The 25295-nt window shown below is 67.0% G+C and carries 27 protein-coding genes; 14 read left to right on the forward strand and 13 right to left on the reverse strand.

The window, feature by feature from the left end; all coding sequences use genetic code 11:
- Both NX068_RS09980 and NX068_RS09985 read right to left on the reverse strand, forming a co-directional pair.
- Positions 1–183, reverse strand: a 183-nt coding sequence (locus tag NX068_RS09980) for a phage integrase N-terminal SAM-like domain-containing protein (protein WP_263461126.1), incomplete at its 3' end; no start/stop codon positions are given.
- A gap of 734 nt (positions 184–917) precedes the next feature.
- Positions 918–3707, reverse strand: a complete 2790-nt coding sequence (locus tag NX068_RS09985; RefSeq protein WP_263461127.1) for an AAA family ATPase — start codon at positions 3705–3707, stop codon at positions 918–920.
- Positions 3708–3928: 221 nt separating this feature from the next.
- On the opposite strand from NX068_RS09985, the gene NX068_RS09990 reads away from it, so the two are divergent.
- On the forward strand, positions 3929–4549 hold the full coding sequence (locus NX068_RS09990; RefSeq protein ID WP_263461128.1) for a hypothetical protein: 621 nt from the start codon (positions 3929–3931) through the stop codon (positions 4547–4549).
- A 20-nt stretch (positions 4550–4569) separates the two neighbouring features.
- Entirely contained in the window at positions 4570–5271 is a 702-nt protein-coding gene (locus tag NX068_RS09995; RefSeq protein WP_263461129.1) for a type 1 glutamine amidotransferase, read from the forward strand.
- Between the two features lie 40 nt (positions 5272–5311).
- On the opposite strand, the gene NX068_RS10000 is transcribed toward NX068_RS09995, so the two are convergent.
- The 3 genes from NX068_RS10000 to prfB form a co-directional block, all read right to left on the reverse strand.
- On the reverse strand, positions 5312–6013 hold the full coding sequence (locus tag NX068_RS10000; RefSeq protein ID WP_263461130.1) for a hypothetical protein: 702 nt from the start codon (positions 6011–6013) through the stop codon (positions 5312–5314).
- 11 nt (positions 6014–6024) lie between these two features.
- Positions 6025–7323 (reverse strand): hypothetical protein, encoded by a 1299-nt coding sequence (locus NX068_RS10005; RefSeq protein WP_263461131.1) that lies wholly within the window; start codon positions 7321–7323, stop codon positions 6025–6027.
- Between the two features lie 227 nt (positions 7324–7550).
- A protein-coding gene (gene prfB / locus NX068_RS10010) for a peptide chain release factor 2 (RefSeq protein ID WP_263461132.1) occupies positions 7551–8655 on the reverse strand; the annotation gives its coding sequence in 2 pieces (ribosomal slippage) (positions 7551–8573 and positions 8575–8655; 1104 coding nt in all).
- A gap of 77 nt (positions 8656–8732) precedes the next feature.
- Here prfB and NX068_RS10015 point away from each other — a divergent pair.
- From NX068_RS10015 to NX068_RS10025, 3 genes are all read left to right on the forward strand, one after another.
- A complete protein-coding gene (locus tag NX068_RS10015) occupies positions 8733–10148 on the forward strand; it encodes an aminotransferase-like domain-containing protein (protein WP_263461133.1) in 1416 nt (471 codons plus the stop codon).
- Positions 10149–10239: 91 nt separating this feature from the next.
- The gene (gene ccoG / locus NX068_RS10020) at positions 10240–11646 is read left to right on the forward strand and encodes a cytochrome c oxidase accessory protein CcoG (protein WP_263461134.1); all 1407 of its coding nucleotides are present in this window, start codon (positions 10240–10242) and stop codon (positions 11644–11646) included.
- Positions 11647–11757: 111 nt separating this feature from the next.
- Positions 11758–12666: a DMT family transporter gene (locus tag NX068_RS10025; protein WP_327084819.1), complete on the forward strand. Its 909-nt coding sequence runs from the start codon at positions 11758–11760 to the stop codon at positions 12664–12666.
- A 51-nt stretch (positions 12667–12717) separates the two neighbouring features.
- On the opposite strand, the gene NX068_RS10030 is transcribed toward NX068_RS10025, so the two are convergent.
- From NX068_RS10030 to NX068_RS10045, 4 genes are all read right to left on the reverse strand, one after another.
- A complete protein-coding gene (locus tag NX068_RS10030) occupies positions 12718–13629 on the reverse strand; it encodes a LysR family transcriptional regulator (protein WP_263461136.1) in 912 nt (303 codons plus the stop codon).
- 73 nt (positions 13630–13702) lie between these two features.
- Positions 13703–14053, reverse strand: coding sequence for a hypothetical protein (locus NX068_RS10035; protein ID WP_263461137.1), 351 nt, complete (start codon positions 14051–14053; stop codon positions 13703–13705).
- Between the two features lie 8 nt (positions 14054–14061).
- Positions 14062–14835, reverse strand: coding sequence for an SDR family oxidoreductase (locus NX068_RS10040; RefSeq protein WP_263461138.1), 774 nt, complete (start codon positions 14833–14835; stop codon positions 14062–14064).
- Between the two features lie 42 nt (positions 14836–14877).
- Complete coding sequence (locus tag NX068_RS10045; RefSeq protein WP_263461300.1) at positions 14878–15123, reverse strand: hypothetical protein; 246 nt, start codon at positions 15121–15123, stop codon at positions 14878–14880.
- A 13-nt stretch (positions 15124–15136) separates the two neighbouring features.
- Here NX068_RS10045 and NX068_RS10050 point away from each other — a divergent pair, with 13 nt between their 5' ends.
- The 9 genes from NX068_RS10050 (at position 15137) to NX068_RS10090 (ending at position 21666) form a co-directional block, all read left to right on the forward strand.
- On the forward strand, positions 15137–15901 hold the full coding sequence (locus NX068_RS10050) for a DUF3348 family protein (protein ID WP_263461291.1): 765 nt from the start codon (positions 15137–15139) through the stop codon (positions 15899–15901).
- Positions 15898–18144 (forward strand): DUF802 domain-containing protein, encoded by a 2247-nt coding sequence (locus tag NX068_RS10055; RefSeq protein ID WP_263461139.1) that lies wholly within the window; start codon positions 15898–15900, stop codon positions 18142–18144. The genes NX068_RS10050 and NX068_RS10055 overlap by 4 nt, the downstream gene beginning before the upstream one ends.
- 2 nt (positions 18145–18146) lie before the next feature.
- A complete protein-coding gene (locus NX068_RS10060; protein ID WP_263461140.1) occupies positions 18147–18800 on the forward strand; it encodes an OmpA family protein in 654 nt (217 codons plus the stop codon).
- The gene (locus NX068_RS10065) at positions 18793–19599 is read left to right on the forward strand and encodes a DUF2894 domain-containing protein (protein ID WP_263461141.1); all 807 of its coding nucleotides are present in this window, start codon (positions 18793–18795) and stop codon (positions 19597–19599) included. Before NX068_RS10060 ends, NX068_RS10065 begins: the two co-directional genes overlap by 8 nt.
- Positions 19600–19874: 275 nt before the next feature.
- Positions 19875–20156, forward strand: a complete 282-nt coding sequence (locus tag NX068_RS10070; protein WP_263461142.1) for an energy transducer TonB — start codon at positions 19875–19877, stop codon at positions 20154–20156.
- 13 nt (positions 20157–20169) lie between these two features.
- Positions 20170–20481 (forward strand): hypothetical protein, encoded by a 312-nt coding sequence (locus NX068_RS10075; protein ID WP_263461143.1) that lies wholly within the window; start codon positions 20170–20172, stop codon positions 20479–20481.
- 65 nt (positions 20482–20546) lie between these two features.
- Positions 20547–20813, forward strand: coding sequence for a type II toxin-antitoxin system Phd/YefM family antitoxin (locus tag NX068_RS10080; RefSeq protein WP_263461144.1), 267 nt, complete (start codon positions 20547–20549; stop codon positions 20811–20813).
- Positions 20810–21208, forward strand: a complete 399-nt coding sequence (locus tag NX068_RS10085; protein ID WP_263461145.1) for a type II toxin-antitoxin system VapC family toxin — start codon at positions 20810–20812, stop codon at positions 21206–21208. The genes NX068_RS10080 and NX068_RS10085 overlap by 4 nt, the downstream gene beginning before the upstream one ends.
- A gap of 23 nt (positions 21209–21231) precedes the next feature.
- Positions 21232–21666 (forward strand): EamA family transporter, encoded by a 435-nt coding sequence (locus NX068_RS10090; RefSeq protein ID WP_268740129.1) that lies wholly within the window; start codon positions 21232–21234, stop codon positions 21664–21666.
- 21 nt (positions 21667–21687) lie between these two features.
- Here NX068_RS10090 and NX068_RS10095 read toward each other — a convergent pair whose 3' ends face one another.
- The 4 genes from NX068_RS10095 to NX068_RS10110 all read right to left on the reverse strand — a co-directional run bounded on the left by NX068_RS10095 (position 21688) and on the right by NX068_RS10110 (position 25170).
- Positions 21688–22113 (reverse strand): putative toxin-antitoxin system toxin component, PIN family, encoded by a 426-nt coding sequence (locus NX068_RS10095; RefSeq protein WP_263461146.1) that lies wholly within the window; start codon positions 22111–22113, stop codon positions 21688–21690.
- Positions 22110–22334, reverse strand: coding sequence for an AbrB/MazE/SpoVT family DNA-binding domain-containing protein (locus tag NX068_RS10100; protein ID WP_263461147.1), 225 nt, complete (start codon positions 22332–22334; stop codon positions 22110–22112). Before NX068_RS10100 ends, NX068_RS10095 begins: the two co-directional genes overlap by 4 nt.
- Before the next feature lie 62 nt (positions 22335–22396).
- Complete coding sequence (gene recJ, locus NX068_RS10105) at positions 22397–24097, reverse strand: single-stranded-DNA-specific exonuclease RecJ (RefSeq protein WP_263461148.1); 1701 nt, start codon at positions 24095–24097, stop codon at positions 22397–22399.
- Positions 24094–25170, reverse strand: coding sequence for a hypothetical protein (locus NX068_RS10110; protein WP_263461149.1), 1077 nt, complete (start codon positions 25168–25170; stop codon positions 24094–24096). The genes recJ and NX068_RS10110 overlap by 4 nt, the downstream gene beginning before the upstream one ends.
- Between the last annotated feature and the right edge of the window lie 125 nt (positions 25171–25295).

The raw sequence follows: 25295 nt of genomic DNA on the forward strand, positions 1-25295 counted from the left end.
GAGCTTCTTGTCGACAATCAGATGGAGCAGATAGGCCTGCAACTCGGCCATGCTCAGTTGATCGGGCCGGCGGCGGTAGTACTTGGCCAGCGAGCGCACGCAGAGCAGGTAGGCTTCACGGGTGCGCTCGGCGAATCCGCGCAGCACCATCGCGTCATCCATTCGTTGGCGAAGTGGCGACATGACGTTCTCCTCGTGACCGGGAACATTCCCGATAGCGAGGATGGCACTGCATGCCGGCGACTTCCCGGCGCCACGCCCGATCAGCGCCGCTGCCCAACCCAAATGGGCAACGCGGTGGAAGCTTGTGCCACCACCGCGTCAGCGGTTTAGTTCAACAGTGTAGTAGACGGAACGGGCTGGTGGAGGAGTAGACGGAATCCACATATTGCCCGCCCCAAATTATTTGTTTAGCATTTACGCCTACAACTTCCAACTGCATCGGCGATGACGTTAGTCCAGGCCCATGACCTTGTCAAACCACTCCGACACGGTAGCCCGCTTCTGGCATAAGTACCGGTTTTCACTCGCCGAATCCGGTGTGAAACCGGCGGCGCTGCAGTGGTACGCCCGCCACGCCGCGGCCTACGTCAAGGCCGCTGACGGCCAGCGGTTTGCCACTCACTCGGCAGCCACAGTGGAGCCCTGTCTGGGAGAGTTGGACTGAGTAGACAGAATGCTGGCGTGGCAGTTTGGACAGGCGGTGGATGCGGTGCGGCCTGGTGGACAAGGCCAGCGACGGCAAGCTGCTGTTTCCATACCAGGATGTGAAAGTGCAGTTCGAGTTGCATGCGAAGGCAGCGTGATGCTGCGCAATTCGCCGACCTGTCGTGACGTCAAAAGTGCTGGACTCCCACTTTTGCGGGAGTGACGAACGAAAACCGACTTGTTCAGAGCTTCTCTGGATGGCGGCGCATCTACACCGCCCGTTGCAACACTCCGATCGCCGGCGCCCAATCATCCCCCGGCTGCTTCTTGCGCGTCACCAGCGTCAGTTGCGCTGGCGCAAACACATTGGCGTTGTGCGTCACCGGCGTGGTGATCAGATATTGCGCCCGTGTGGCCCGCAGGAAGGTACCGACGCGGTCGATGTTGGCGATGTCGAGGTGGGCGAAAGGTTCGTCGATGAAAACGAAGCCGCCGGGGCGGGCTTCGTCCATCAGCAGGCCGATCAGCAGGATCAGCGATTTCATCACCTGCTGGCCGCCGGAGGCTTCGCCGTCGTTGAGGCCGACGGCTCCCTTGCGGTCGAAGTCGAAGCGCACTTCCAGGCCGGCCTGGGCCAGCGACAGGTCGTCGTTGTCAAGGTGTGGGGTGGGGCAGTCGACGCTGACGTTGGCGAGTTCGCCGAGTGCTTTCAGGTTCTTGGCGTACTGGCGCACGGTGGCGCGCAGCTTGGCGATGTAGGCGGCGCGGGCGTTGTCGGTGTGGCGGCGGGCGGTGGCGCAGTAGCCCTGGCGGTCGAGGTAGTCGCGTTCGCGCAGGGCGACGTCGGCGGCGAGGCGGTCGCGGACGACGAGCACGGCGGAGTCGGTGATCCAGTCGCCTTCGTCGAGGCGGCGGCGCAGGCGCTCGAGCTCGGCGCGGGCGCCGCGGGCGTCGCCGTAGCGCTCGGCGAGCAGGGCGAGTTCGCCGCTGTCGAGCCAGTGCGGCGGCATGCCGCGCCGGCGGCGGCGCAGGCTGAGGATGCGTTCGGCCTGGGCGTGGCGGCGCGGGCCGTGGTCGCGGGCGATGTCGGCCAGGCGCTGGTCGATGGCCTTGAGCGCACTTTGACGGTGGGAAAGCTCGATCTGAATGCCGTTGAGCTTTTCGTTCAGGGCGTCGAGCGTGCCGCGCATGTCGGCGCGTTCGGTGATCGCGGCGGTCAGTGTCTTGCGCGCCTGCGGCAGTTCGGTTTCGGCGGCGGCGTAGATTTCGGCCTTGGCGGCGAGCAGTTGCGCCGATTGCAGGCCGAGCATGCACTGGCGCAGCGCGGTGACGCGCTCGGTGGTTTCGTCCAGCTTGGGGCGCAGGGCGTGCAGTTGCTTGTCGAGCGCGGTGATTTCGTCCTGCAGCGCGGCAAGGCGCGACTGGCGGGCGAGTTCGCCGAAGTGGAATTCCTGCGGCCGGCCGAGGTGGCGGGCGCCGCGGCGTTCGCGGTGGTAGCCGTCGCGGGTGATCCATTCCTGTTCGCGCGGCAGGTCGCGGGCGGCGTCGGCGTCTTCGACGCGGCGGATGCGGTTGAGCAGGTCGCTGAGCCAGCGCGGCACCGGGGCGTCGAATTCGACCACTTCGGCCAGGCTCATCGACCGCGGCGGCGGTGCGGTTTCGCGCTCGGGGACGATGAAGTGGCGGAAGCGTTCGCGCTCGCCCAGCGCCCAGGCGGCGTGGCGGTCGGCTTCGCGTTCGAGCAGGATCAGGTGGCGGTAGGGCCGCAGGATGGCTTCGAGCGCGGCTTGCCAGGCCGGGTCGGTGACTTCGACCACTTCGGCCAGGCTGCGGTGGGCGATGCCTTCGGCGCTGAGGCGGACGCGGAAGCGGGAGACTTCGGCGTCGCCCGGCGGGCCGCCGCGGTTGCGCTCGTGGCGCAGGGTTTCGGTCTTTTCCTCGAAGGCGGCGACGAGTTCGCGTTCCCTGGTGCGCAGGCGGGTGCGGGCAGCGTCGGCTTCTTCGTGTTCCTTTTCCAGTGCGACTGCGTCGGCACCGTGTTCGCTGGCAAGCTGGGCGCGCAGGGTGTCGCGCTCGGCGAGCAGCTTTTCCAGGTCGCGCACGCGGTCGTGGGCGGCGAGGTAGGCTTGTTCGGTGCTCGTGTCGCTGTCCTTCAGTCGGGCGCGTTCGGCCTTGCCGGTCTCCTGTTCGGCCAGCACGGTTTCGAGCCGCAGGCGGGCGTCGCGCTGTTCGGCGAGCTTGTCGCTGCGTTCGAGATTGACGCGGCGCAGGGCTTCGTGCTCGGTGGCGATGTCGCGTGCGAGTTCGGCCACTTCCAGGCGCGGCACGATCTCGGCCTGCAGGGCCTGGGCTTCGTCGGCGAGCTGCTTCCATTCGAGGAAGCGGTTGGCTTCGGCCTTCTTTTCCTCGGCCTGGGTCTTCAGGCGGTCGAGGTCGATGCCGAGTTCGTCGAGCTCGCGTTCGGCGGATTTCTGCTCCTCGCGCGCGGCCTGGTAGTTGTCCAGCACTTCCTTGTCACCGAAGACGTCGAAGACGAGTTCCAGCAGCGCCTTGGGCGAGTATTCGCACAGCTTGTCGGTGTCGCCCTGTTCCAGCGCTAGCACCTTGGTGATCGCCGGCGTCAGGCCGCCCCAGGCGAGGCGGTGCTGGTAGTCGCGCAGGCCGATCCAGTCGTTGCTGGCTTCCAGCGCCTCGATGTCCTGGTTGCCGTCGATGATGGTGTAGTCGCGGATCCAGTCGCCGCCGGCCTTGCGGATGCGGCAGGCGAGGGTGACTTCGTCCGACAGGCAGGGGAAGAAGGGGCGCTTGCCGCTGCTGCCCGGCAGGTTGGCGACGATGGCGCGGATCCAGGCAAAGCTGCGATCGGCGCGGCGCACGTAGCGGCGGAAGTCGCGCTTGCCCGAGCAGCGCAGCGCGAACAGCGTGCGCAGGGCGTCGAGCAGCGTGGTCTTGCCCGAGCCGTTGGGGCCGACGATGGTGATGATCTGGGCGTCCAGCGGCAGCGAGAAGCGGCGCCAGAAGTCCCAGTGGACGAGTTCCAGGGTCTTGATGTGAAACATGTTGGATGTTCGGCCGAAAGGGTTTGCGGCCCGGCAGGGGATGGCGCGGGCAGGATGCGAGGCGGGGAGTGTAGCGGTGGCCTTGGGTGGCGGCAAATGCAGCGGCCATGCCGGAAGCTGCACTGAGATGGTGCGGGGCGCGAAATGAGCTGCATCAATGCCGTGCATGGCCGGCTCCGCAACACTGGGTGCCCGTGTATCGCTCCACAGAGGCAGATCCGATGAGCTTTCCCGAATTCTTCCAGCGCGTGCCGCGCATCCGTGTACATGACCCCCTGGCCGATTTCCTCGGTGCCGCCGAAGGTGGCGTGCTCGATTACGGCTACGAGGATGCCGTGAAACTGGCCGGGCATTCCTGCCCGACGGTGGCGTCGGCCTATGTGTTGGCCTGCCGTTCGATGAGCCTGCTTTACCCGGATGGCTTGTCCGAACGCGGCGGCGTCCGTGTCGATTTCGCCGAGCCGCTGGAGCAGGGCGTGACCGGCGTCATCGCCAGTGTGCTGACCTTGATCACCGGTGCCACGCAGCAGGGCGGTTTCAAGGGCATCGCCGGCCGTTTCGTACGCCGCGGGCTGCAGCGTTTCGAGGCCGACGCGCCGCTCGGTTTGCGGCTGACGCGCATCGATAGCGGTGCCTTCGTCGATGCCGCGTCGGATCTTTCGCAGGTGCCGGCCGAGGCCGAGACGTCGGCGCTGATGGGGAAGTGCCTGCATGGCGAGGCGACTGACGACGAGCGCCGCCGCTTCGGCCGGTTGTGGCAGCAACGGGTGGAACGCATTTTGCTGGACTGCTGGGATGACGACGCGGTGTTCCAGTTCCGCGTTTCCCCGACACCCGGATAAGAAGAGCGGACTTCCGACCCATGTACGCACACATCCTGCAGCACGTCGCTTTCGAGGGGCCGGGCAGCATCGGCCCCTGGTTGGAAAACGCCGGCTACGACATCGGCACTACCCATTTCTTCGAGCAGAGTGTGCTGCTGCCCGAACCCGAGTCGGTCGATCTGCTGATGGTGATGGGTGGGCCGATGAGCGTCAACGACGAGGCCGAGCTGCCGTGGCTGGTGGCGGAAAAGCGTTTCATTGCCGAAGTCATCCGTCTCGGCAGGCCGGTGCTGGGTGTGTGCCTGGGGGCTCAACTGATCGCTTGCGCGCTGGGTGGACAGGTGTTTGCCAACCGCGAGCGTGAGATCGGCTGGTTTCCGGTCGAGGCGGTGGTGCAGGACGACTTGATGCCGTTCCGCTTCCCGTCGGCAGTCGAGGTCTTCCACTGGCACGGCGAGACCTTCAGCCTGCCGGCCGGGGCTGCCCATCTCGCACGCAGCACGGCTTGCGACAATCAGGCTTTCCAGTTCGGCAAGGCAGTGATCGGGCTGCAGTTCCACCTGGAGACCACGCCCGAGTCGGCGCGGCAGATCGTCGAGCATTGCCGGGATGAGCTGCAGCCTGCAGCCTGGGTGCAATCCGAAGCCGGGATCCTGGCTGCGGATGAAAGCAAATACGCCGCGATCAACGGCCTGATGGCCGAGCTGCTTGCCTACCTGCATGCGGCCGGTGGCCGCTGAAGCGGAACAGGGAGAATAGGTTTGATCAGCCGTCCAGGTTTCAGCCGGCAGTGACGGCTTCGTCGTCGGCGGCTGTCTCGTCATCGTCGGCCGCCTCCGCGCCCGGCAGGTGGTGGCCGGTCGCGGCCAGCACTTCGCCCAGCGTGCCGTGGATGATGCGGTCGGCCATCACGCGGTAGTCGAGCGCGACGTCGAGCAGCGGCCCTTCGCCGATGATGCCGGCGCGGCGCTCGATGAAGCCCAGGCGGTTCAGCTTGCCGAGCGCGATCGCCATGCGCGTCTTGCCGCCGAGGCGGGGGCCGAAGTCGGCCAGCAGCGAGCTTTCGGCCAGGCTGCCGGAAACGGCCTCGCCGTGGGCGACCGGTTTGTCGCCGCCGAACATGTCGGCCTGGCCGTCGTCGACGAGTTCGCGCCGCGTGACCTGGCGCTCGCGCTTGGGCAGCACGATCAGCGACCAGATCACCACCAGCAGTGCGATCTCGTCGCGCGTCAGGCCCAGGTTGCTGGCGGCGTATTCGCGGCCGGCGCCGAACACCGGTTCGGCCATGTCGGCCTGCAGCGCGACGCCGACATGGGCGGCGTAGGGGTTGTCGAGCAGTTGCAGGCCGACGTCGGCCAGGCGGCGGTCGAGTTCGAGACGAAAGCTCTCATCGACCAGTGCTCGCCGCACCATGCGGTCACTGCGCGGCAGCCAGCGCTGGGCGAGCAGGCGGGCGGTGAGCGTCTTCAGTTCGTGTTCCATGGGCGCACCGTTCAGGAGTGGGCGAGTGGGGCTGCCGGGGCAGGGGCGTGCGGCAGGCGCGGGCTGACTTCGCCGCTGTTGATGGCGGCGATCTCGTCTTCGCCGACTGCGACCAGTTCGTCGCCGAAATGGACGTCCAGCGGCAGACGCATGAAGGCACCGACCGGCCCGTCGACCGGGCTGGCGTGTTCACCGTCGGCCAGCAGCGCGAGCAGCGACAGGCGGTAGCTGGCCGGCGCGAAGCCGCCGCCGGCGACGACCTGGTGCAGCGGCTGCGCGCCGGGCAGGGCGTCGAGGCGATGGGTGAAGTGCTCCAGCATCGCCAGGTCTTCGGTCTCGGGCGCGGCGTCGACCGGCGCGGCATCGGGCGGTGGCAGCGTGGCGTCTGCCGTGTTCTGCGCAGCCTCGCCGCCGAGCGCGCTTTCGGCGCGGTCCAGCAGTTCGTGTCCGCCAGCCAGCAGCGGCAGTTCGGGCACTGCAGCAATGCAGCCGCTGGCGAGCCCGGCCAGCGTGCTGCTGTCCAGCCGGCGCAGCCAGGCGGCGACGTCGGACGAGGAGATGCCGGAGCCGCCCAGCGTCACGCGCTGGGCTTCGATCTTGTTCAGCGCGCGCTGGAAGGATGCGTCCACGCGGGCGAGCCGCGACTGCGCCAGGCCGATGCGCTGGGCGACGCGGGCGAGTTCGAAATCGGCATCCGGCTCGGCTAGCAGCTTGTTGAGGATGTCGGTGCCGCGCTCCAGCCAGCGGCCGTTGGCCGACAGCCGGCGGCGGGCGTCGAGGATGCGGAACTCGGAGCCGGAGGCGATCGCTTCCTCGAAGTGCCAGGTGAGATCGGTGAGCTTGGACAGCAGGTGGCCGAGCGATTCGGCGGTGACGCCGCCGACAGCCTGCAGGCCGGCCAGTTGCGCGGTGAGAAAGCCCAGCTCGGCGTCTTCCTCGTCGCCGAAGCGCAGCAGCATGGCCAGTGCCGCCACCGCGTTGCGGCCGATGTCCGACAGCGCGTACTGGCCGTCCTCGCCGATGCTCAGCAGGGCGTTGTCGCGCAGGCGCTTCAGCACCGTCTCGAGCTTCACTGGGTCGAGATAGGCGAAGCGCGCGCGCAGCGCCTCGGGCGACCAGCGCGGCACTTCGGCTTCCTGGCCGATCTCGCGCAGCACCAGCAGGCGCATCAGCACTTCGGCTTCGGTGCCGCGGAACAGCGTGATGAAGGCGTCGAGCAGTGGCCGCGCCGAGGCCAGCGCCGCCAGTTCGGGCACTTCGCCGGCGTCGACGCCGGGAGCGAGGAAGTCGGATAGGAAGGGATCGGTCATTGTGGAGGTGTCAGACCGGGGCAGTGAGGGCAGACGAGAGGAGGGCGGCTGTTCGTGGAGCTGGCGAAGATTGTCCGGGCCCGCAGGATCGTGGGATGGGTCGGGTCGCGCAGGTAGAGCACGGCGAAACCCATCGATCGGAGTCGTGGGGCCGTCGCCGAAGTGATGGGTTTCGCCTTCGGCGCTACTCATCCTTCAGCCTGTCCGAGCCCGCGGCCGGTGAATGATCAGACGCCCTGCTTCAGGCTCGCCGCGATGAAGTCCGCGAGGTCGCCGTCCAGCACCGCCTGGGTGTTGCCCACTTCGTAGTTGGTGCGCAGATCCTTGATGCGCGACTGGTCGAGCACGTAGCTGCGGATCTGGTGGCCCCAGCCGATGTCGCTCTTGCTGTCTTCCAGCTTCTGCTGCTCGGACTGGCGCTTGCGCAGTTCGAGCTCGTACAGGCGCGCCTTCAGCATCGACATCGCCTCGGCCTTGTTCTTGTGCTGCGAGCGGTCGTTCTGGCACTGCACGACGATGCCGCTCGGCTCGTGCGTGATGCGCACTGCGGAGTCGGTCTTGTTGATGTGCTGGCCGCCGGCACCGGAGGCGCGGTAGGTGTCGATGCGCAGGTCGGCCGGGTTGATCTCGATCTCGATCGAATCGTCGACCTCCGGATACACGAACACCGAGGTGAAGCTGGTGTGGCGGCGCGCGTTGGAGTCGAACGGCGACTTGCGCACCAGGCGGTGGATGCCGGTCTCGGTGCGCAGGTAGCCGTAAGCGTATTCGCCGCTGACCTTGATCGTGCAGTTCTTGATGCCGGCGACTTCGCCTTCGGTCTCTTCCATCAGCTCGACGCTGAAGCCGTTCTTCTCGGCATAGCGCAGGTACATGCGCTCGAGCATGCCCGCCCAGTCCTGCGCCTCGGTGCCGCCGGCGCCGGCCTGGATTTCGATGAAGCAGTTGTTCGGGTCCATCGGGTTGCTGAACATGCGGCGGAATTCGAGCTTCTCGATTTCCGCTGCCAGCCCGCCGAGATCGGCTTCGACCGCCTCGAAGGTGTCGTCGTCGTCCTCGGCTTCGGCGAGCTCGTACAGATCCTTCAGGTCGCGCGACTGGGCGTCGATGTGCTGCAGCGTCAGCACCACGTCTTCGAGCGTGCGCTTTTCCTTGCCGAGTTCCTGCGCCCGTTCGGCGTTGTTCCAGACGGCCGGGTCTTCCAGCGCGCGATTGACTTCTTCGAGCTTCGATGCTTTCACATCGTAGTCAAAGATACCTCCGTAGTTCGCGACCCCGGGCGGCGAGGTCGGCGAGTTTCTCGGCGATGGCGTTCTGGCGTTCGGCTTCCATGCAAGGCTCCGGCGGAATCTGGAAAACCGCGCATTATACCGGCAGCCGGCGCGGCCGCGGCCTGCTAGCATCCGGGCATGACGCTTTATCAGGACATCGCGGACAGGACGGCGGCGCTGATCGCCGATGGCGTGCTGCGCGCTGGCGAGCGGCTGCCCTCGGTCCGGCAGGCCTGCCGGCGCCATGAGGTCAGTCCGGTCACGGTGATGCAGGCCTACCATCTGCTCGAAAGCAGGGGGCTGATCGAGGCGCGGCCGAAGTCCGGCTACTTCGTGCGTGCCCGGCTCGGCCGCAGCCTGCCCGAACCCGGCATGACGCAGCCGGCCGGCGGGGCGACGGCGCTGCAGGTCAGCGACTTCATCTTCCAGATCCTGGACAGCGTGCGCGACCCCGCGATCGTGCCGCTGGGATCCAGCTTTCCAGGCGCGGACCTGTATCCGCTGGACAAGCTGGGCCGCTTCCTTGCCGGCGCGGGGCGCAAGCTGGCGCCGCTGTCGACGGTGACCGACCTGCCGCCGGGCAACGAGGAACTGCGGCGGCAGATCGCCTTGCGCTATCTGGCCCAGGGGGCTGTGGTGTCGCCGCAGGAAATCATCGCCACTTCCGGCGCGCTGGAAGGCATCAACCTGTGCCTGCAGGCGCTGACCCGGCCGGGGGATCTGATCGCGGTGGAGTCGCCCACCTTCTATGCCGGGCTGCAGGCCAGCGAGCGGCTGGGGCTCAAGGTGGTGGAAATCCCGAGCCATCCGCGCGAAGGTGTGAGCCTGGACGCGCTGGCCGATGCGCTGCGCCGCCATCCGGTCAAGGCCTGCCTGTTCATGCTCAATTTCTCCAATCCCACCGGCAGCCGGGTATCGGACGGGAACAAGCGCGCGCTGGTCGAGCTGCTGCGCCGGCACCAGGTGCCGCTGATCGAGGACGACGTCTACGCCGAGCTGCATTTCGGCCGTGATGCGCCGGCTGCGACCAAGGCGATGGATGCGGACGGCCTGGTGCTGCACGTGTCCTCGTTCTCGAAGTGCCTCGCGCCCGGCTACCGGGTGGGCTGGGTGGCGGCCGGGCGCTACGCCAGGGAAGTGCAGCGGCAGAAGTTCTCCACCAGCCTGGCGACGGCGGTGCCGCTGCAGATCGCCTTGGCGGGCTACATGAAGCGCGGCGGTTTCGATGCGCACCTGCGCAACTTGCGCCGCCATCTGGCGGAGCAGGAGGCGGTGCTGGTGGCGGGCATCGAGCGGCACTTTCCGCCCGGGATCCGGCTGGCGCGCCCCGACGGCGGCTATTTCCTGTGGCTGGAATTGCCGCCGCAGGTCGACACCCTGCGTCTGCACCAGCAGGCGCTGGCCTGCGGCATCAGCATCGCCCCCGGGCCGATCTTTTCGGCGACGCGCGCGTTCCGCAACTACCTGCGGCTGAACTTCGGCCATCCGGCGGGCGCCCGGCAGGATCAGGCCTTGCGTACGCTCGGTACGCTGATCGGGCAACAGCTCGCCTGATCTGTTCCTATCGGAAATCGTATCGTCTGAATCTGTTCCGGTTGCCGGCCGGATGATGTACTGCGCTCATCGCAAGAACCGGAGTCCACCGATGAGCAAGGCCGTCAGCAAGGTGCGCGAAGCCAGACTTGAGCTTTACCGCAGCAAGGGCACGATCCATGCCAAGGCCGTCGAAGGGCGCTTCAACACCGCGCGCTGGGTCGTGGTGTGGCTGACCCAGATCATCTTCTATGGCGGCTGTTGGCTGCGCTGGGATACGGGCGAAGGGGTCAGGCAGGCGATCCTGTTCGACATCGTGCATGAAAAGCTCTATCTCTTCGGCCTGGTGCTGTGGCCGCAGGACGCGCTGCTGCTGGCCTTCATGCTGATCCTGGCGGCGACCGCGCTGTTTTTCGTCACCGCCCTGGCCGGGCGGCTGTTCTGCGGCTTCGCCTGTCCGCAGACGGTGTATACCTCGATCTTCGTCTGGATCGAGGCCAGGATCGAAGGCGACCACCTGGCGCGCCTGAAGCTGGACCGGAGCCCGATGTCGGCGCGCAAGCTGGCAATCAAGGCGCTCAAGCACGGCATCTGGGCGCTGGTGGCAAGCTGGACCGCGATCACCTTCGTCGGCTATTTCACGCCGATCCGCGAACTGCTGCCGTCGGTTGCGGCGCTGCAGACCGGTCCATGGGAAAGCTTCTGGCTGATCTTCTACGCGTCCTTCACCTATGTGCAGGCCGGGCTGGCGCGCGAGGCGGTGTGCCAGCACATGTGCCCGTATTCCCGCTTCCAGGGCGTGATGATCGATGGCGCGACGGCCAGTGTCGGCTACGATCATCGCCGCGGCGAGCCGCGCGGGGCGCTGCGGCACGCGGGCAGTACAGGCGACTGCATCGACTGCGGCATCTGCGTGCAGGTCTGCCCGACCGGCATCGACATCCGCGACGGCCTGCAATACCAGTGCATCAACTGCGGCCTGTGCGTCGATGGCTGCAACCAGGTGATGGACAAGCTCGGCGCGCCGCGCGGGCTGATCCGCTTCGCGTCGGAGCGCGAACTCGCCGGCGCGCCGACGCGGGGCGGCGAGGGGAGGGGGCGATGGGTGCCGGGGCCGCGGGTGCTCGTCTACGCCGGCTTGCTGCTGCTGTTCTCGGTGCTCAGCGTATCGACGCTGAGCCAGCGTTCGACGTTGCGGGTCGACGTGATCCGCGACCGCGGCCTGCTGTCGCGGGAAACCGCCGAAGGCCGTATCGAAAACGACTACACGCTGAAGCTGATCAACATGGAAGAGGCCGTGCGCACCTTCAGGGTCGAGGTCGTCGGCCTGCCGGGCCTGAAGATCGAAGGCGACAGCGAATTCACCATCGGGCCGGGCAGCATCCACACCGTGCCGCTCGTCGTGTCGTCTCCCGCCGAAGCGGCGCCCGCGGGGGCGAGGCCGATCGAATTCCATACCGCAGCGGTGCATGATGCCGGCACGGCGAGCCGGGAGAAGAGCCGCTTCATCCTGCCTTGAGTGCCGCCTTCGGTGCATCGGGGCGATGCGTGTCACACTGCCGGGCCGCTGCGCAGGGGCGGCCCAATAAAAAAACATGGAAATGAGGTTCAATTGAGCGGCAATCACCACATGGGGCTTTCCGATACGGCCAAGGGCTTGCTGGCCGCGCTGGTCGTGGTCATCTGCTGGTCCGGCTTCAACATCGTGTCGCGCTTCGGCAGCACCGCGACCTTCACCCCCTTCGATCTTGCGGCACTGCGCTACGGCGTGTCCGGGGTGCTGGCGCTGCCGTTCTTCGTCCGTCTGGTGCCGCCGCGCGAGTGGCCGCGCTACATGGCACTGGCGCTGTTCGGCGGCCTGGGCTACGGGATTCTGGTCTATTCGGGTTTCGCCTTCGCGCCGAGCGCGCACGCCGGCGTGTTCGTCAATGGCGGCATTCCGTTCTGGACCGTGGCCATCGTTGCCGTCGCGGCAGGCTTCCACATTGCGCGCCAGACCGTGCTGGCGCTGGTCCTGTCGACCGCCGGGCTGGTGCTGATCGGCTTCCAGAGCCTGTTCTCGCCGGCGGCTGCCGACGAGTGGGTCGGCGACCTGCTCTTTCTTGCTGCCGCGCTGTGCTGGGCCATTTTCGGGCTGCTGATGCGCCGCTGGCAGATCCGGCCGCAGCTCGGCATTCTCGGCATCGCGACTTTCTCGATGCTGTCCTATATGCCGGTGTATTTCCTCTGGCTGCCGGGCAACATCGCCCAGGCGGGCTGGGGCGAGATCGGCCTGCAGGCGGTCTATCAGGGCCTCATCGCCGCGATGCTGGCGGCCGGCATGTACAGTTACGCCAACCAGAAGATCGGCGCCTGCCAGGCTTCGATGATGCTGGCGCTGGTTCCGGCCTTCTCGGCGATCGGCGGCTTCCTGATCCTCGGCGAGGCGCTGGGCGTCACGACGATGGTCGGGATTCTCGTGGTGTCGCTGGGTGCGCTGATGGGGGCCTTGCCGCCCGGCGCCCTGAACAGGCTGCGTTTCTTCCGGTCGGGGGGCTGATTCGGGCGGAGCCTGCGCTGTGGCGCGATTGCGCCATGCGCGGCCTTGGCTTCACGAGCCGTCTTTATCCAGGTGCGGCGCCAGCAGGCTTTCCAACCAGTCGATGAACAGGCGCAGCCTGGGCGAGCGCTGGTGCCTGTGCGGATACAGCACGGCCACCTCCATCGGCGGCGCGGGCCAGTGCGGCAGTACTTCGACCAAGGCCCGCTTTTCCAGCAGTTCCTCCACGTCGAAGCGCGGCACCTGTATCAGTCCCAATCCTGCACGGCAGCACGCGATGTAGGTCTCGACGTTGTTTACCAGCACCGGGTGGTGCATGGCGACGGCATGCAGGCGACCGTTCTCGTCCAGGTAGTCCCACGTGGCCGCCTGTCCGGGGTTCGATGCATAACCGATGGCCTGGTGACGGTCCAGACTGTCCGGATGCTCGGGATGACCGTGCTGTCGCAGGTAATCGGGGCTGGCGCAGTTGACCATGCGCACACGTCCGAGAGGCCGTGCCGCCAGGCTGCTGCCCTGCACGCTGCCGACGCGCACGACGCAGTCCACGCCGTCCTGCGCCAGGTTGATGTTGCGGTCGCTGGCGCCCAGCGTAAGCACGAATCGAGGGTGCTGTGCCAGCAGCGCTGGCAATGCGGGTGCCAATAGCCGGCGCGCAATGCGGCTGGGCACGTCGACATGCAAGCCGCCAACGACCTGCCGTCGCCCGGAACTGAACAGTTGCTCGATCTCTTCCGCGTCGGCCAGCAAGGGCGTCAGGCGCTCCAGCAGGCGCTGGCCGTCGAGCGTCAGGCTGACCCGCCGCGTGGTTCGGTGCAGCAGGCATGTTTCCAGCGTACGTTCGAGACGCTGCACGGCCGCCGATACGCTGGAGCGTGGAATGCCCAGCGCATTGGCGGCCCGGATGAAGCTGCGCGCCTCGACCACCTGGATGAAGATTCGGTACTGCTCCAGACGATCCATGATCACACCGCCCGGCCTCGTCGGGCGGTGAGGGCGTTTTGCATGGCTGCCATCCCGGACGCGGCGGCCATGCTCATCCCTTCTTCAGCAGCACGAGAACCCAGAACGTGATCACGGGTACGCCGAAAAGCACGAGATGGATCGGCAATTCCTCCGCCAGGGTATAACCATGTGACAGGCCGGTGCGCAGGTTCAGCAAGGTGACCACCAGCCAGGCGATGGTGAACAGCAGGGCAGCAATCTTGCGTTGTGCCGATGGTGCGAGCCACAGCGTGATGGCGGTGGCTGCAAGGCCGAGCAGGATGATGATGACTGTGCGCATGGCTTTTCCCTTGCTTGAGGAGCGTGCAGCGATGTGCTGATTGCCGGTGACATGATACGCACCGCCGCACCCGGCCGCCGCCGATGAAGACGAAACGGCCATTGCCTCCGTTACTTGGTGGTGTAGCCGCCGTTTATCAGAATGGTCTGGCCGGTGATCCACCAGCCATCGGTCACCAGGTGGCGGATGAAGGGCACGACGTCCTCGATATGGGTCAGCCCGGTTGGACTGAAGGGTGACAGCGCCGCAGCAGTCTTGTGGTAGGCAACCGCGTCCGGGCCTTCGGCGGGATAGAAGAAGGGCGTGTCCATCGGGCCGGGGCCGACGGCGGTGACGGAAATGCCTCGTGCGCCGAACTCCTTGGCCGCCGCGCGGGTGTAATGCTCCACCGGCGCCTTGCCGCCCGCATAGGCGGCATAGAAGGGGGTGAATGCGCCCAGCAGTGAAGTCACCAGCGTCACCAGCTTACCGTTGTCGGCCAGCTGTCGGCCCGCTTCGCGGATGAACAGGAAGGCGCTTTTGTTGTTGACGGCGTTCAGATCGTCGAACTCCTCTTCGCTGATCTCGACGATGGGCTTCTTCAGCACCTTGCCCACGGTATTGACGGCCACGTCGATCTGGCCGAACTGCGCGCGGACATCGGCAAACAGTTTCTCGACGTTCGCCCCCTGGGTCAGGTCGCCCTGAAAAGCCGCGGCTTGCGCACCCAGTGCCTTGACGGCGGCCACGGTGGCGTCGGCTTCCGCCTTGCTGGATCCGCTGTTGTAATGCACGGCCACGGCCTTTGCGCCTTTCTCGGCGCAATCGCGCGCGATCAAACCCCCCAGGTTCTTGCCGCCGCCCGCGATCAGAACGACCTTGCCTTTCAGTGAATGGTCTGCCATTGGAAAGCCTCCTGTTTCGACACGCTTGTGAGGGATTGGAGTCTAGGCAGGCAGCGTCGCTGGATAAAGTGCTTGAATCTGGATGGACTGGTCAGTTTTGGCGACCAAACGCGGGTTCCGCTGCCCATCGGCCGCCACGTTCATCGTTCGCTGCAAGGCTTCGAGTAGCGCGATCGCCCTGATGCGCGCGCGCCATCGCCCCGCTTTTTTGGTGTAGCCTTCGGCCTTTTTCGCCCATCGGGCATCGGGTCGGGGGATGGCGCAGGGGCTGCCGAACACGCGTTTCAACAGTGCCGCGCTGGTGCGGGCCTTGGCAGAGCTGGCCGTGGCGGATGCCGTGGAGCCCCGGCAGTCCTTTGCCGAGCGCCTGGGTGCATGGCTGGGCTTCAAGGATGCGCTGGCGCTGTATCCGGCACTGAATTCGAGCACGGCGGCCGCCACGGCAGCACTTGCCGCGGCATCTCCGGCAGCGAACGCGGCAGCCTTGCGTGCGGAGCTGGCGCGCATGCGGAGCGGCCTGGCGGAGGGCATCGCCGCCGCCGATGCGGCGGAGCGGGGAGGCGGCGATCCGGCTGCGGCCTGGCCGGAAGCGCTGGCCGAAGCTGCCGCCCAGGCGTTTGCCGACCCTGCCAAACCGGATTTCTCGCCGCTCCACCGTCACTACCTGGCCCGGCAGCGCAGTCTGGCGGGCGGCATCGCGCCCTTGCGTGCGCGGGCGCGTGCGGAACTGGCCCGGCAGTCCGCCGCGCTGAAGCAGCTAGCCACGCTGGATGCGGTGATGGAACAGGCGCTGGCCGTGCGCGAAGCCAGCCTGCTTGCCCAGGTGCCGGTGCTGCTGGGCAAGCGCTTCGCCCGCCTGTTCGAGGCACATGGCGCGCAGCCGGCCGTGGAGCTGGCCGGAGCAGGGCAGGACGACGGCCCTGGCCGATGGATGTCGCCGGACGGCTGGCCGGTGCGCTTTTGCGCGGAGATGCAGCACGTGCTGTTGGCCGAACTGGACCTGCGGCTGATGCCGGTGGCGGGGCTGGTGGCGGCGCTGGATACGGAATCGACGGAACGGGAATGAACAGAAGCATGAGCGTGGCGGCCTTCCTGCTGGGCTTGGCCGTGGTGGTGTGGGTGGGCGCGGGTTATGTCGGACGCAGTCCGCTGGCCCTGGGAATGACGGTGCTGATCGGCCTGGTGTACCTGGCCGGTACGCTGGAACTGCTGCGCTTCGAGCGCGCAACGGCGGCGCTGCGGCAGGCGCTGGGCGCGATTCCGGCCACGCTTGCAATGGGAGGAGAAGGCGTCGGAGCGACGGAGAGCGGCGCAGCAGCGGCCGGATTCGAGCGCTGGCTGGGCGGCCTGCCGGTTTCGCTGCGCAACGCGGTGCGCCTGCGCGTCGAAGGCGAACGCATCGGCCTGCCCGGCCCGGCGTTGACGCCCTATCTGGTGGGCATGCTGGTGCTGCTGGGCATGCTCGGTACTTTCCTCGGCATGGTGATGACGTTGGACGGCGCGGTGATCGCGCTCGAGACCACCACCGACCTGCAGACCATCCGCTCGTCGCTGGCGGCGCCGGTGAAGGGGCTGGGCGTCGCCTTCGGCACTTCGGTGGCGGGGGTGGCGGCGTCGGCCATGCTGGGCCTGATGTCGGCGCTGTGCCGGCGCGAACGCCTGCGGGCCTCGCAACTGCTGGATGGCCGCATCGCCGGTGAACTGCGCGGTGCTTCGCTGGCGCAGCTGCGGCAGGAGGCCTTCGTCGCCATGAAGGAGCAGGCGCGGCTGCTGCCGACGCTGGTCGATACCCTGCGGACGATGATGGCGCAGATGGAGCGTCAGGGCGCCGAACTTCACGAGCGTCTCGCCACCGGGCAGCAGCGTTTCCACGACGAGGCGCGCGGCGCCTATGCGGCGCTGGCGGCATCGGTGGATGCCTCGTTGAAGGACAGCCTGACCGAAAGCGCCCGCCTGGCCGGACAGACCATCCAGCCGGTGGTGGCCGAGACCATGGCCGGCATCGCGCGCGAGACGGCTGCGCTGCAGCAGCAGGTCGCCGATGGCGTGCAGGCGCAGCTCGACGGCGTGTCGCAGCGGCTGGAGGCGGCCACGACCAGCGTGGCCGATACCTGGACTACCGCGCTTGCCCGCCATGAGGCCGGCAGCGAGGCGCTGGGGCGCAAGCTGGACGCATCGCTCGCCGGCTGGAACGAGGATTTCGAGCGTCGCGCGGCAAGCCTGCTGGCTTCGGTCGGCGACGCGCAGGCCGGCCTGCGCGGCGATTTCGCCGCGACCGCGGAAGGCATCGCGCGCCAGACCACCGAACTGCACACGCAGGTGGCCGGCGCGCTGGAAGCCCGTTTCGAAGGCCTGGCAGCACGTTTCGAAGCCAGTGCCGGCCAGGTGGCCGAAGCCTGGACCGATGCGCTGGCGAGCCATGCGCAGGGCAGCAGGACCGCGACGGATGAGCTTCAGCTTGCCCTGCGTGCCTTCGCCGACACTTTCGCGCAGCGTTCCGCCGCCCTGGTCGAGCAGGTGGAGACTCGGCTGTCCGCGCTGCAGGCCGACCTGGCCGCGCAGGACGCCGCCCGGCAGGCGGCGCAGGCACAGGCGCTGGAGGCAATGGCAAGCTCGCTGCGCGAGGCCTGGGGGCAGGCGGGCGAACAGGCCGGCCGCCGGCAGGAGGAAGTCCTCGCCCGCCTGGACGAAACCGCACGCAGCCTGGCCAGCGCCACCCACGAACAGGCCGCCCGCACCATCGAGCAGGTCGGCGGCCTGCTGCAGACCGCAGCCGAAGCGCCCCGCGCCGCGGCCGAAGTGATCGGCGAGCTGCGCCACGAGCTGTCGGCCAGCATCGCGCGCGACAACGCTTCGCTGGCCGAGCGCAGCCGCATCATGGAAACGCTGGGCGGTTTGCTGGATGCGATCAACCATGCATCGACCGAACAGCGGCAGGCGATCGATGCGCTGGTCGCCTCGTCGGCGTCGGCGCTGGAGCGTGCCAGCCTTGGCTTCACCGAGCGCATCGAAGCCGAATCCACGCGGCTCACCGACACCGCCGGCCAGCTTGCCGGCGGCGCGGTCGAGGTGGCGAGCCTGGCCGAGGCCTTCGGGCTGGCGGTGCAGCTGTTCAGCGAATCGAACGACAAGCTGATGGCGAGCCTGCAGCGCATCGAAGGCGCGCTGGAAAAATCGATGGCACGCAGCGATGAGCAACTCGCCTACTACGTGGCGCAGGCGCGCGAGATCATCGACCTCAGCCTGATGTCGCAGCAGCGCATGGTCGAGGGCCTGCAGCCTGGCCGCACCGCCGCCGGCGAGGTGTGAGCATGGAAGAGATCCACGGCGGCATCGAGGACTCCGCACCGGCCTGGGGCGTGTTCGGCGACCTGATGTCGGGGCTGCTGGGCGCTTTCGTGCTGATCCTGGTCGGCGTACTGGGTGTGCAGCTCGAGCTCGCCTCCACGCTGGAAGCCGAAGTGGAAAAGCGCCAGATCGAGGAACAGCGGCGTGAGGCGCTGGAACAGGCGCTGGCGGTACCGCTGGCCGCAGGGCGGGTGACGCTGGAAGGCGGGCGCATCGGCATCAGCGGCAGCGTGCTGTTCGCCCACAACTCGGCCGAACTGCAACCGGAAGGCCACCAACTGCTGCAAAGCCTGGCGGCGCCCTTGACGGCTTATCTCGGCACGCACGACGAAATGCTGATGGTCAGCGGCTTCACCGACGATCGGCCGGTGCTCGACAGCAACCGCCGCTTCGCCGACAACTGGGATCTGTCGGCGCAGCGCGCGCTGACGGTGACGCGGGTACTGATCGAGGCAGGCGTGCCGTCCGCATCGGTGTTCGCCGCGGCATTCGGCTCGGAGCAGCCGGTGGCGCCGAACGACGATGCCGAAGGCCGTTCGCGCAACCGGCGGGTGGAGATCGCGCCGGTGCCGAGATCGTCGCAGAAGCTGGCCGAAAAGGCGGCCGCGAATGGCTGAGCCTCCGTCCTCAGGAACTGCCTTGCCGGGCGCTGGTGGCGACGGATGGGCTGCCGAAGGGGAACCGTTTTCGCTATTTCGGGCTGAATCGCGGCTCGATGCCGCACCGGAAGACGACGACACGGCCGCGCTCATCGATGCCTTGCGCAGCCGTGGTGCGGCGAGTTTCGACCCGGTGGGTTTCCGTGTCATCGAGGCGATGTGGCGGCGGGGCGAAAACCTGCAAGGCGCGGCGCGTGCGGCGGTGGCACGCAAGCTGGCGCGCCGCTTGGCCGCGCTCCGCGAGCGCTTCGAGCATGCAGGTGCCGAGGTCGGGGCAAGCACCGAGAACAAGGCGGTGGCGCCGGGCCGCTCTGAGCCGCAGCAGTCCGCGCCGCGCCGGTATGCACCCCGCCCCAGCCCACTCGCCGAACTGCTTGCCCATGCCGCCCGCCAGAACACCGCCGCACCGCTTGCAGCGGCCACGCCCGGCGCATCCGGCGGCGAGCTGAAGTCGCTGCACTACTTCGGCAGCATCTGGTCGCGGCTCAGCCTGGAGCAGCAGTTGTCACAGGCGCTGGCGCAGGCGCCGGAAAATGCCGGGCCGCTCAATTCGCATTTCCTCGTGCTGCAGGCACTGATCCGCATGCGCGACATTGCGCCTCAATACCTGGAAAACTTCATGTCCTACGCGGATGCGCTGCTGTGGCTGGATCTGCTCGACACGGGGAAAGGGGCAGGGCAGAAGGCCGGTTCGCAGAAGGCAGCCACGCGAAAGCCGGCAACACGGAAAGCGGGGCAGAAGAAGACGCGTAGCTGACGGCGCGGGATGCGGGAGGCCGGCTGGCCCCGCGTGGTGCCGTTTTTGCATATGGTATATTCCTGCGGGTCTGACGCAGGGGGCGATTGCAATGAAAGATCAGCCCTGTCGTTGGACCATGGTGCATGTGCCATACGGCATGCCGGGCCATTCAAGCAATCCCGATATGAGGTTTTCAGGTGTCGTACCGGCTATGGGCAGCTCCAATATTTTTCGCACTCCTGGTGACAGCTTGTGCTTCGAGCCCGGATTTCACCGACAGTACGCGAGGCTATGTGTCCTTGCCCGATGGAACGAAGCTGAAAATCGTCAAGCTGGTTGGGGCTGAATACCCGGCCGCGCTTCGGCGCGCAGGTATCCAGGGCGAGGTCAGGGTGCGGTTTTTCATCAATCCGGACGGAACGACGTCGAACATAACGGTCCAGCAGTCGCCTCATCCATGGTTGGATGAGTTTGCGATCAAGGCAGTATCCCAATGGCAGTTCGAACCTTATGACGTAATGACCCGGCCTGTGGGTTTCCTGACGGCGCCGATCACGTTTTCAGTGAACAAATGAACAGGGGGCTTCGATGCGTTTCGTTTTGGGCCTGGCCTTTCTGAGCTTTGCGCCGCAGCTTGCGGCGCAGTCCTATCCGCGGGAAGAGATCGAGTTTCACCTGGGCAGCGAACTGCTGTCGTGGTGCCGCTCGGAAGCAGAAGCCCATTTCGCCGGCAAGGGCGTTGCGACCTGGCAGTGGAGCGGTCGTCACTACGAAAAGGGAAATGTCCTGGTCGTAGAAGGAAGCATCCGTGCCGGTGACAAGGATGTTGCCGTGAACTGCCGCGTGGCAAAAGGTGCGCGGGAGCGCCATGCGACTGTCGAGGTTTACGACAAACGATAAGCCAGTGGACTAAGCGCGTGCATGAACTAGACTAAGCCTTAGTTCATTCAGTCGGCAAGATCGTCATGCAAGTTGTGAACGTCCATGAGGCAAAGACCCACTTGTCGCGTCTGCTCGAACTTGTCGAGGGAGGCGAAGAGGTGATCATTGCGCGCGCCGGCCAGCCGGTGGCGACACTCGCTGCATATCGGCCCCCGAAGCGCCGGATTGCTCCGCCGGGGAGCCTGAGCGGCCGGGACTGGAAGATGGGGGATGATTTCGATGCACCCGTCGATGAGCTTTTTGCCGCATTCCAGAACGAAAGTGCAGGCCCTGGCGGAGAAGCTCGGTGAGGCTGCTGCTCGACACGCACTTCGCCTTCTGGTGGCAGACCGGTGACGATCGCGTCACGGACGAGGTCCAGCAATTCGTCGACGCTGCGGACGAAGTCAGGGTGAGTCAGGTGTCGTTGTGGGAGCTGACCGTCAAGGCAGGGCTGGGCAAGGTTCATGTCGACCTGTCCGTGTTTGCCGCTCAGGTCGAAAAGATGGGCTTTTCCTGGCTGCCGATCGGGAACGCCCACCTCCTCAAGCTGGCTGAATTGCCGGCCTTCGATGATCATCGCGAGCCTTTCGACCGCCTGCTCGTTGCTCAGTCGATCGTCGAGCCGCTGACCCTGCTCACCACGGACGGAAAACTGGCCCGGTATGGAAGTACCGTCCGGCACATCGAGCGGCCCCGGCCTTGATCATGCGAACGGTGTCCTGACCCATGTCCATTGCCTCGAACTGGTTCTTCTGGGCGGTGCTGTCGGCCTGCTTCGCCGCGCTCACGGCGATATTCGCCAAGGTGGGCGTTGCCGGCGTGGATTCCGATCTGGCGACGCTGGTGCGGACGGTGTTGATCCTCTTCGTGCTGGCCCCCTTCGTCTGGCTCGCCGGCAAGTGGAGCAACCCGCTGGAGCTGCCACTGAAAACCCTGCTGTTCCTGGCCTTGTCCGCACTCGCCACTGGCGCGTCCTGGGTCTGCTACTTTCGTGCGCTGCAACTGGGCGAGGCATCCAAGGTGGCGCCGGTCGACAAGTTCAGCCTTGTGCTGGTGGCGATCTTTGCCTTCCTGTTTCTCGGCGAGCGTCTCTCGTCCCGCGAGTGGTTCGGTATCGGCCTAGTGGCTTCGGGGGTGCTGGTGCTTGCCTTCAGGCGTTGAAACCATCGGGCGGGTATGCCCTCAATGCCGTTTCAACCAGTCGGCGAATTCGGCCACAGTAACGATGGGGATGTGAAACTGCGCTTTCACGGCGTGGATGTCCGCATCGCCGCTGACCAATGCGTCGGCTTTGGCCGTGACGGCCAGTATCAGGAAGATGATGTCGTCGGGATCCCGGATGTCCGGCAGACCTTCAGGTGTGTGTTCGATTTTGACCGTTTCGACATACGGAAGAAATTCAGCCAGCAGTATTTCCCGTGCATCGCGGTCCAGCTTGAATTTGGGGTAGTGCAATACTCTCAGGAGTTCACTGATGGTGTCGTGGCTGGCAAGCGCAATGAAACGCCTGGCCTGCCAGGCTTCACGCAGCCAGGCAAAGTTGCCGCGAGAGAAGATCAGGGCCGAGATCAGGCAGTTGGTGTCGAGAACGACGCGCGGGAGATTCACGCGTGCTTTCTCGCCCAGGCGACAGCGTCGTCCACGTCATCCTGCGTGATGCCCAATTCTTCCAACTTTGCCCGCACCGCGTCAGCCTGCTGAAGGCGAACCGGTGCCAGGACGATTTTTCCATCCTGAACGGTGACGTCGTAGTAATCGGCTTCGCCTACCGTCTGGACAATGGCCTTGGGCAGAGTGATCTGGTTCTTGCTCGTTCGTTTGGCCAGCATGCTAGCCTCCGAAAGTAATGAAGTAAGGAAACCTATTCTAACTCCGATCCTGCTCCCCGTTGTCAGGCCGCCTCGAAGTGCTCCAGCATCAACTGCACGCTCGACACGCCGTTGTATTCGTTGATGCCCAGCCGGTAGGCGGCATGGATCTGGCCAGCGGCACCGTCGGCGTGGTTGAAGCGGATGGCCTCGAAGCGGGTGGCGCCGCGCGACAGTTCGAGCTTGAGGTGCTTGTCTTTCAGCACGCGCTGGCGTTCGACGCGGAAGACGTCGTCGAAGAGCGGCGGCGGAAAGCCCTGGCCCCAGATTTCGTTTTCGAGCATGCGCACCGCGTCGAGGGCGAAATAGCCCGGTTCCAGGCTGCCGTCGGTATCGATGCGGTGTTCGAGCTGGGCGGGGTCCAGCAGTTCGCCGACGACTTCCTCGAAGGCTTCGTCGAAGCGGCGCAGGTCGGCTTCGCGGATGGTGAGGCCGGCGGCCATGGCGTGGCCGCCGAAGCGCGCGATCAGGTCGGGGTGGCGCTTGGTGACGAGGTCGAGCGCGTCGCGCAGGTGCAGGCCGGGGATCGAGCGGCCTGAGCCTTTCAGTTCGCCGTCGCTGCTGCGGGCGAAGGCGATGGTCGGGCGGTGCAGTCTTTCCTTGATGCGGCTGGCGACGAGGCCGATCACGCCCTGGTGCCAGTCGGGCTCGAACAGCGCGATGGTGGCGCGGCTGCCGGCGCTGATCTCGCCGTTGCCGGCGAGGCGGGCGAGCGCTTCTTCCTGCATGCCGGCTTCGATGCTGCGGCGCTCGCGGTTGAGCCGGTCGAGCTCCTGGGCGATGTGCATGGCGCGGCCGGCGTCGTCGGTGATCAGGCATTCGATGCCCAGGCTCATGTCCGACAGCCGGCCGGCAGCGTTCAGGCGCGGGCCGATCATGAAGCCGAGGTCGGTGGTGCTGGCGCGCGCCGGGTCGCGGCCGGCGAGCGAGAACAGCGCGCGGATGCCGGGCTGCAGGCGGCCGGCACGCATGCGGGCGAGGCCCTGGGCGACCAGGATGCGGTTGTTGCGGTCGAGCTTGACGACGTCGGCGACGGTGCCGAGGGCGACGAGGTCGAGCAGGTCGGCGAGGTTGGGTTCCTTGCTGCCGGCGAAGGCGCCGCGTTCGCGCAGTTCGGCGCGCAGCGCGAGCATGGTGTAGAACATGACGCCGACGCCGGCCAGCGCCTTGCTTGGGAAGTCGCAGCCGGGCTGGTTGGGATTGACGATGACGTCGGCGTCGGGCAGTTCGTCGCCCGGCAGGTGGTGGTCGGTGACGAGCGTCGCCATGCCGTGCGCACGCGCGGCGGCGATGCCTTCGACGCTGGCGATGCCGTTGTCGACGGTGATCAGCACGTCCGGTTCGAGCCGGGCGGCGATCTCGACCATTGCCGGGGTCAGGCCGTAGCCGAGGGTGACGCGGTCCGGCACCAGGTAATGTACGTCGGCGCCGAAGGCGCGCAGCGCGCGCATGCCGATGGCACAGGCGGTGGCGCCGTCGCAGTCGTAGTCGGCGACGATGACCATGCGCGCGCCGGCCTCGATGGCGTCGGCCAGCAGTTGCGCGGCTTCGCCGGTGCCGGTGAGGGCTTCGGGCGGCAGCAGGTGCTTGAGGCTGGTGTCGAGCTCGTCGGCGCGGCTGATGCCGCGGGCGGCGTAGAGGCGGGCGAGCAGCGGGTGCAGGCCGGCGTCGGCGAGGCGGTCGAGGGCTTGCGGCGAAACGGGGCGGGACTGGATGCGGGTCATCGGTCGGTGTCGGGATGCGTGGGCGGCGGCGCCGTGGGCAACTCGGCGGGCGCCGGTGCGATGGACTTCAGCAGGGCGTCGAAGGCATGGGGTTTGCGCCAGAACTTCCAGCGGTCGGTGCTGCGCACTTCGACTTCCAGCGTGCCGCGGTCGCTCGGCGCGCTGATGCGCAAGGTTTTCAGCTGCCCATTCTGCACGGCAGCGGCCAGCGGCGCGAACCAGCCGCGCTCGATGGCCTGCAAGCCGTTGCGCCAGGCGTCGAGATCGAGCTGCTGGGCAGGCTTGCGCAGCGCATCGAGCACGACCAGGGTGCCCTGGCGCAGGGCACCGGCGGGGTCGGGCGCGCTTGCCGGCACGCCGGCGGCGCGGGCGAAACCGAGGCTGAGCGGATCGGTGGCCTGTACGGCCTTGGCGGGGGCAACCAGGGCGGTTTCGATTTCACCCGCGCCCCACAGCCACAGGCTGTTGACCGCACGCAAGCCCGCGTTTTCGCGCGCGCGGCTGGCGGCATGGTTGTGCAGCACGATCTGGGCTTCGTTCATCGTGCGTTGCCACAGCCGGGCGTCTTCGCCTTCGGGCAGGAAATGCTTGACCGGCCGGCCGATGACGTCGTCCAGCGGATAGAGTGTGGCGCGGGTGGGCTTTGCCAGCCGCAGATACCAGCGTGTCGGCGTGCAGGCTTCGAAGCGGCCCAGATCCGCGAATACATCGTTGAGCGCGGCGACCAGCTCGCGCGCTTCGTCCATCGCGAGCTCGCCGTCGGCGAAGGCGTACAGCAGCAGGTGCTCGCGGGCGAAGGAGAGATTGACCGGATCGGCGCACAGCCAGTGGCTGCCGGGTGGCGGTGCTGCGGCATCCGTCTCGCCCAGGCGGCGCAGCATGCCGAGTGGCAGTCCCTCACCTTCGAGGCCGAACAGGCGGGCGAGCTGGCGGTCGTAGGGTTCGAATTCGCGGACGTGTCGCCGCCCGCGGCCGAGCAGCGTGGCCAGGCCGTCCAGTGCAAGCCCGGCAGCCGGGCCGAGCAGCGTGGCAGCGGGCCACAGCAGGCCGGGAATCAGGAGATGGATCTGCATCGGGAGCGAGCGGATGAAAGCGGCGCGAGTCTAGCATGCGGCTGCCGGCATACGTCGGCCCGGGCCCTGGAAGGCGGGGGGCGATGGCCGGCCGGCAGCGGGTATCGCTTGACAATCCAGGCTTG

Source organism: Thauera carbonicopians (genome assembly GCF_025699485.1).
Taxonomy (GTDB): Bacteria; Pseudomonadota; Gammaproteobacteria; order Burkholderiales; family Rhodocyclaceae; genus Thauera.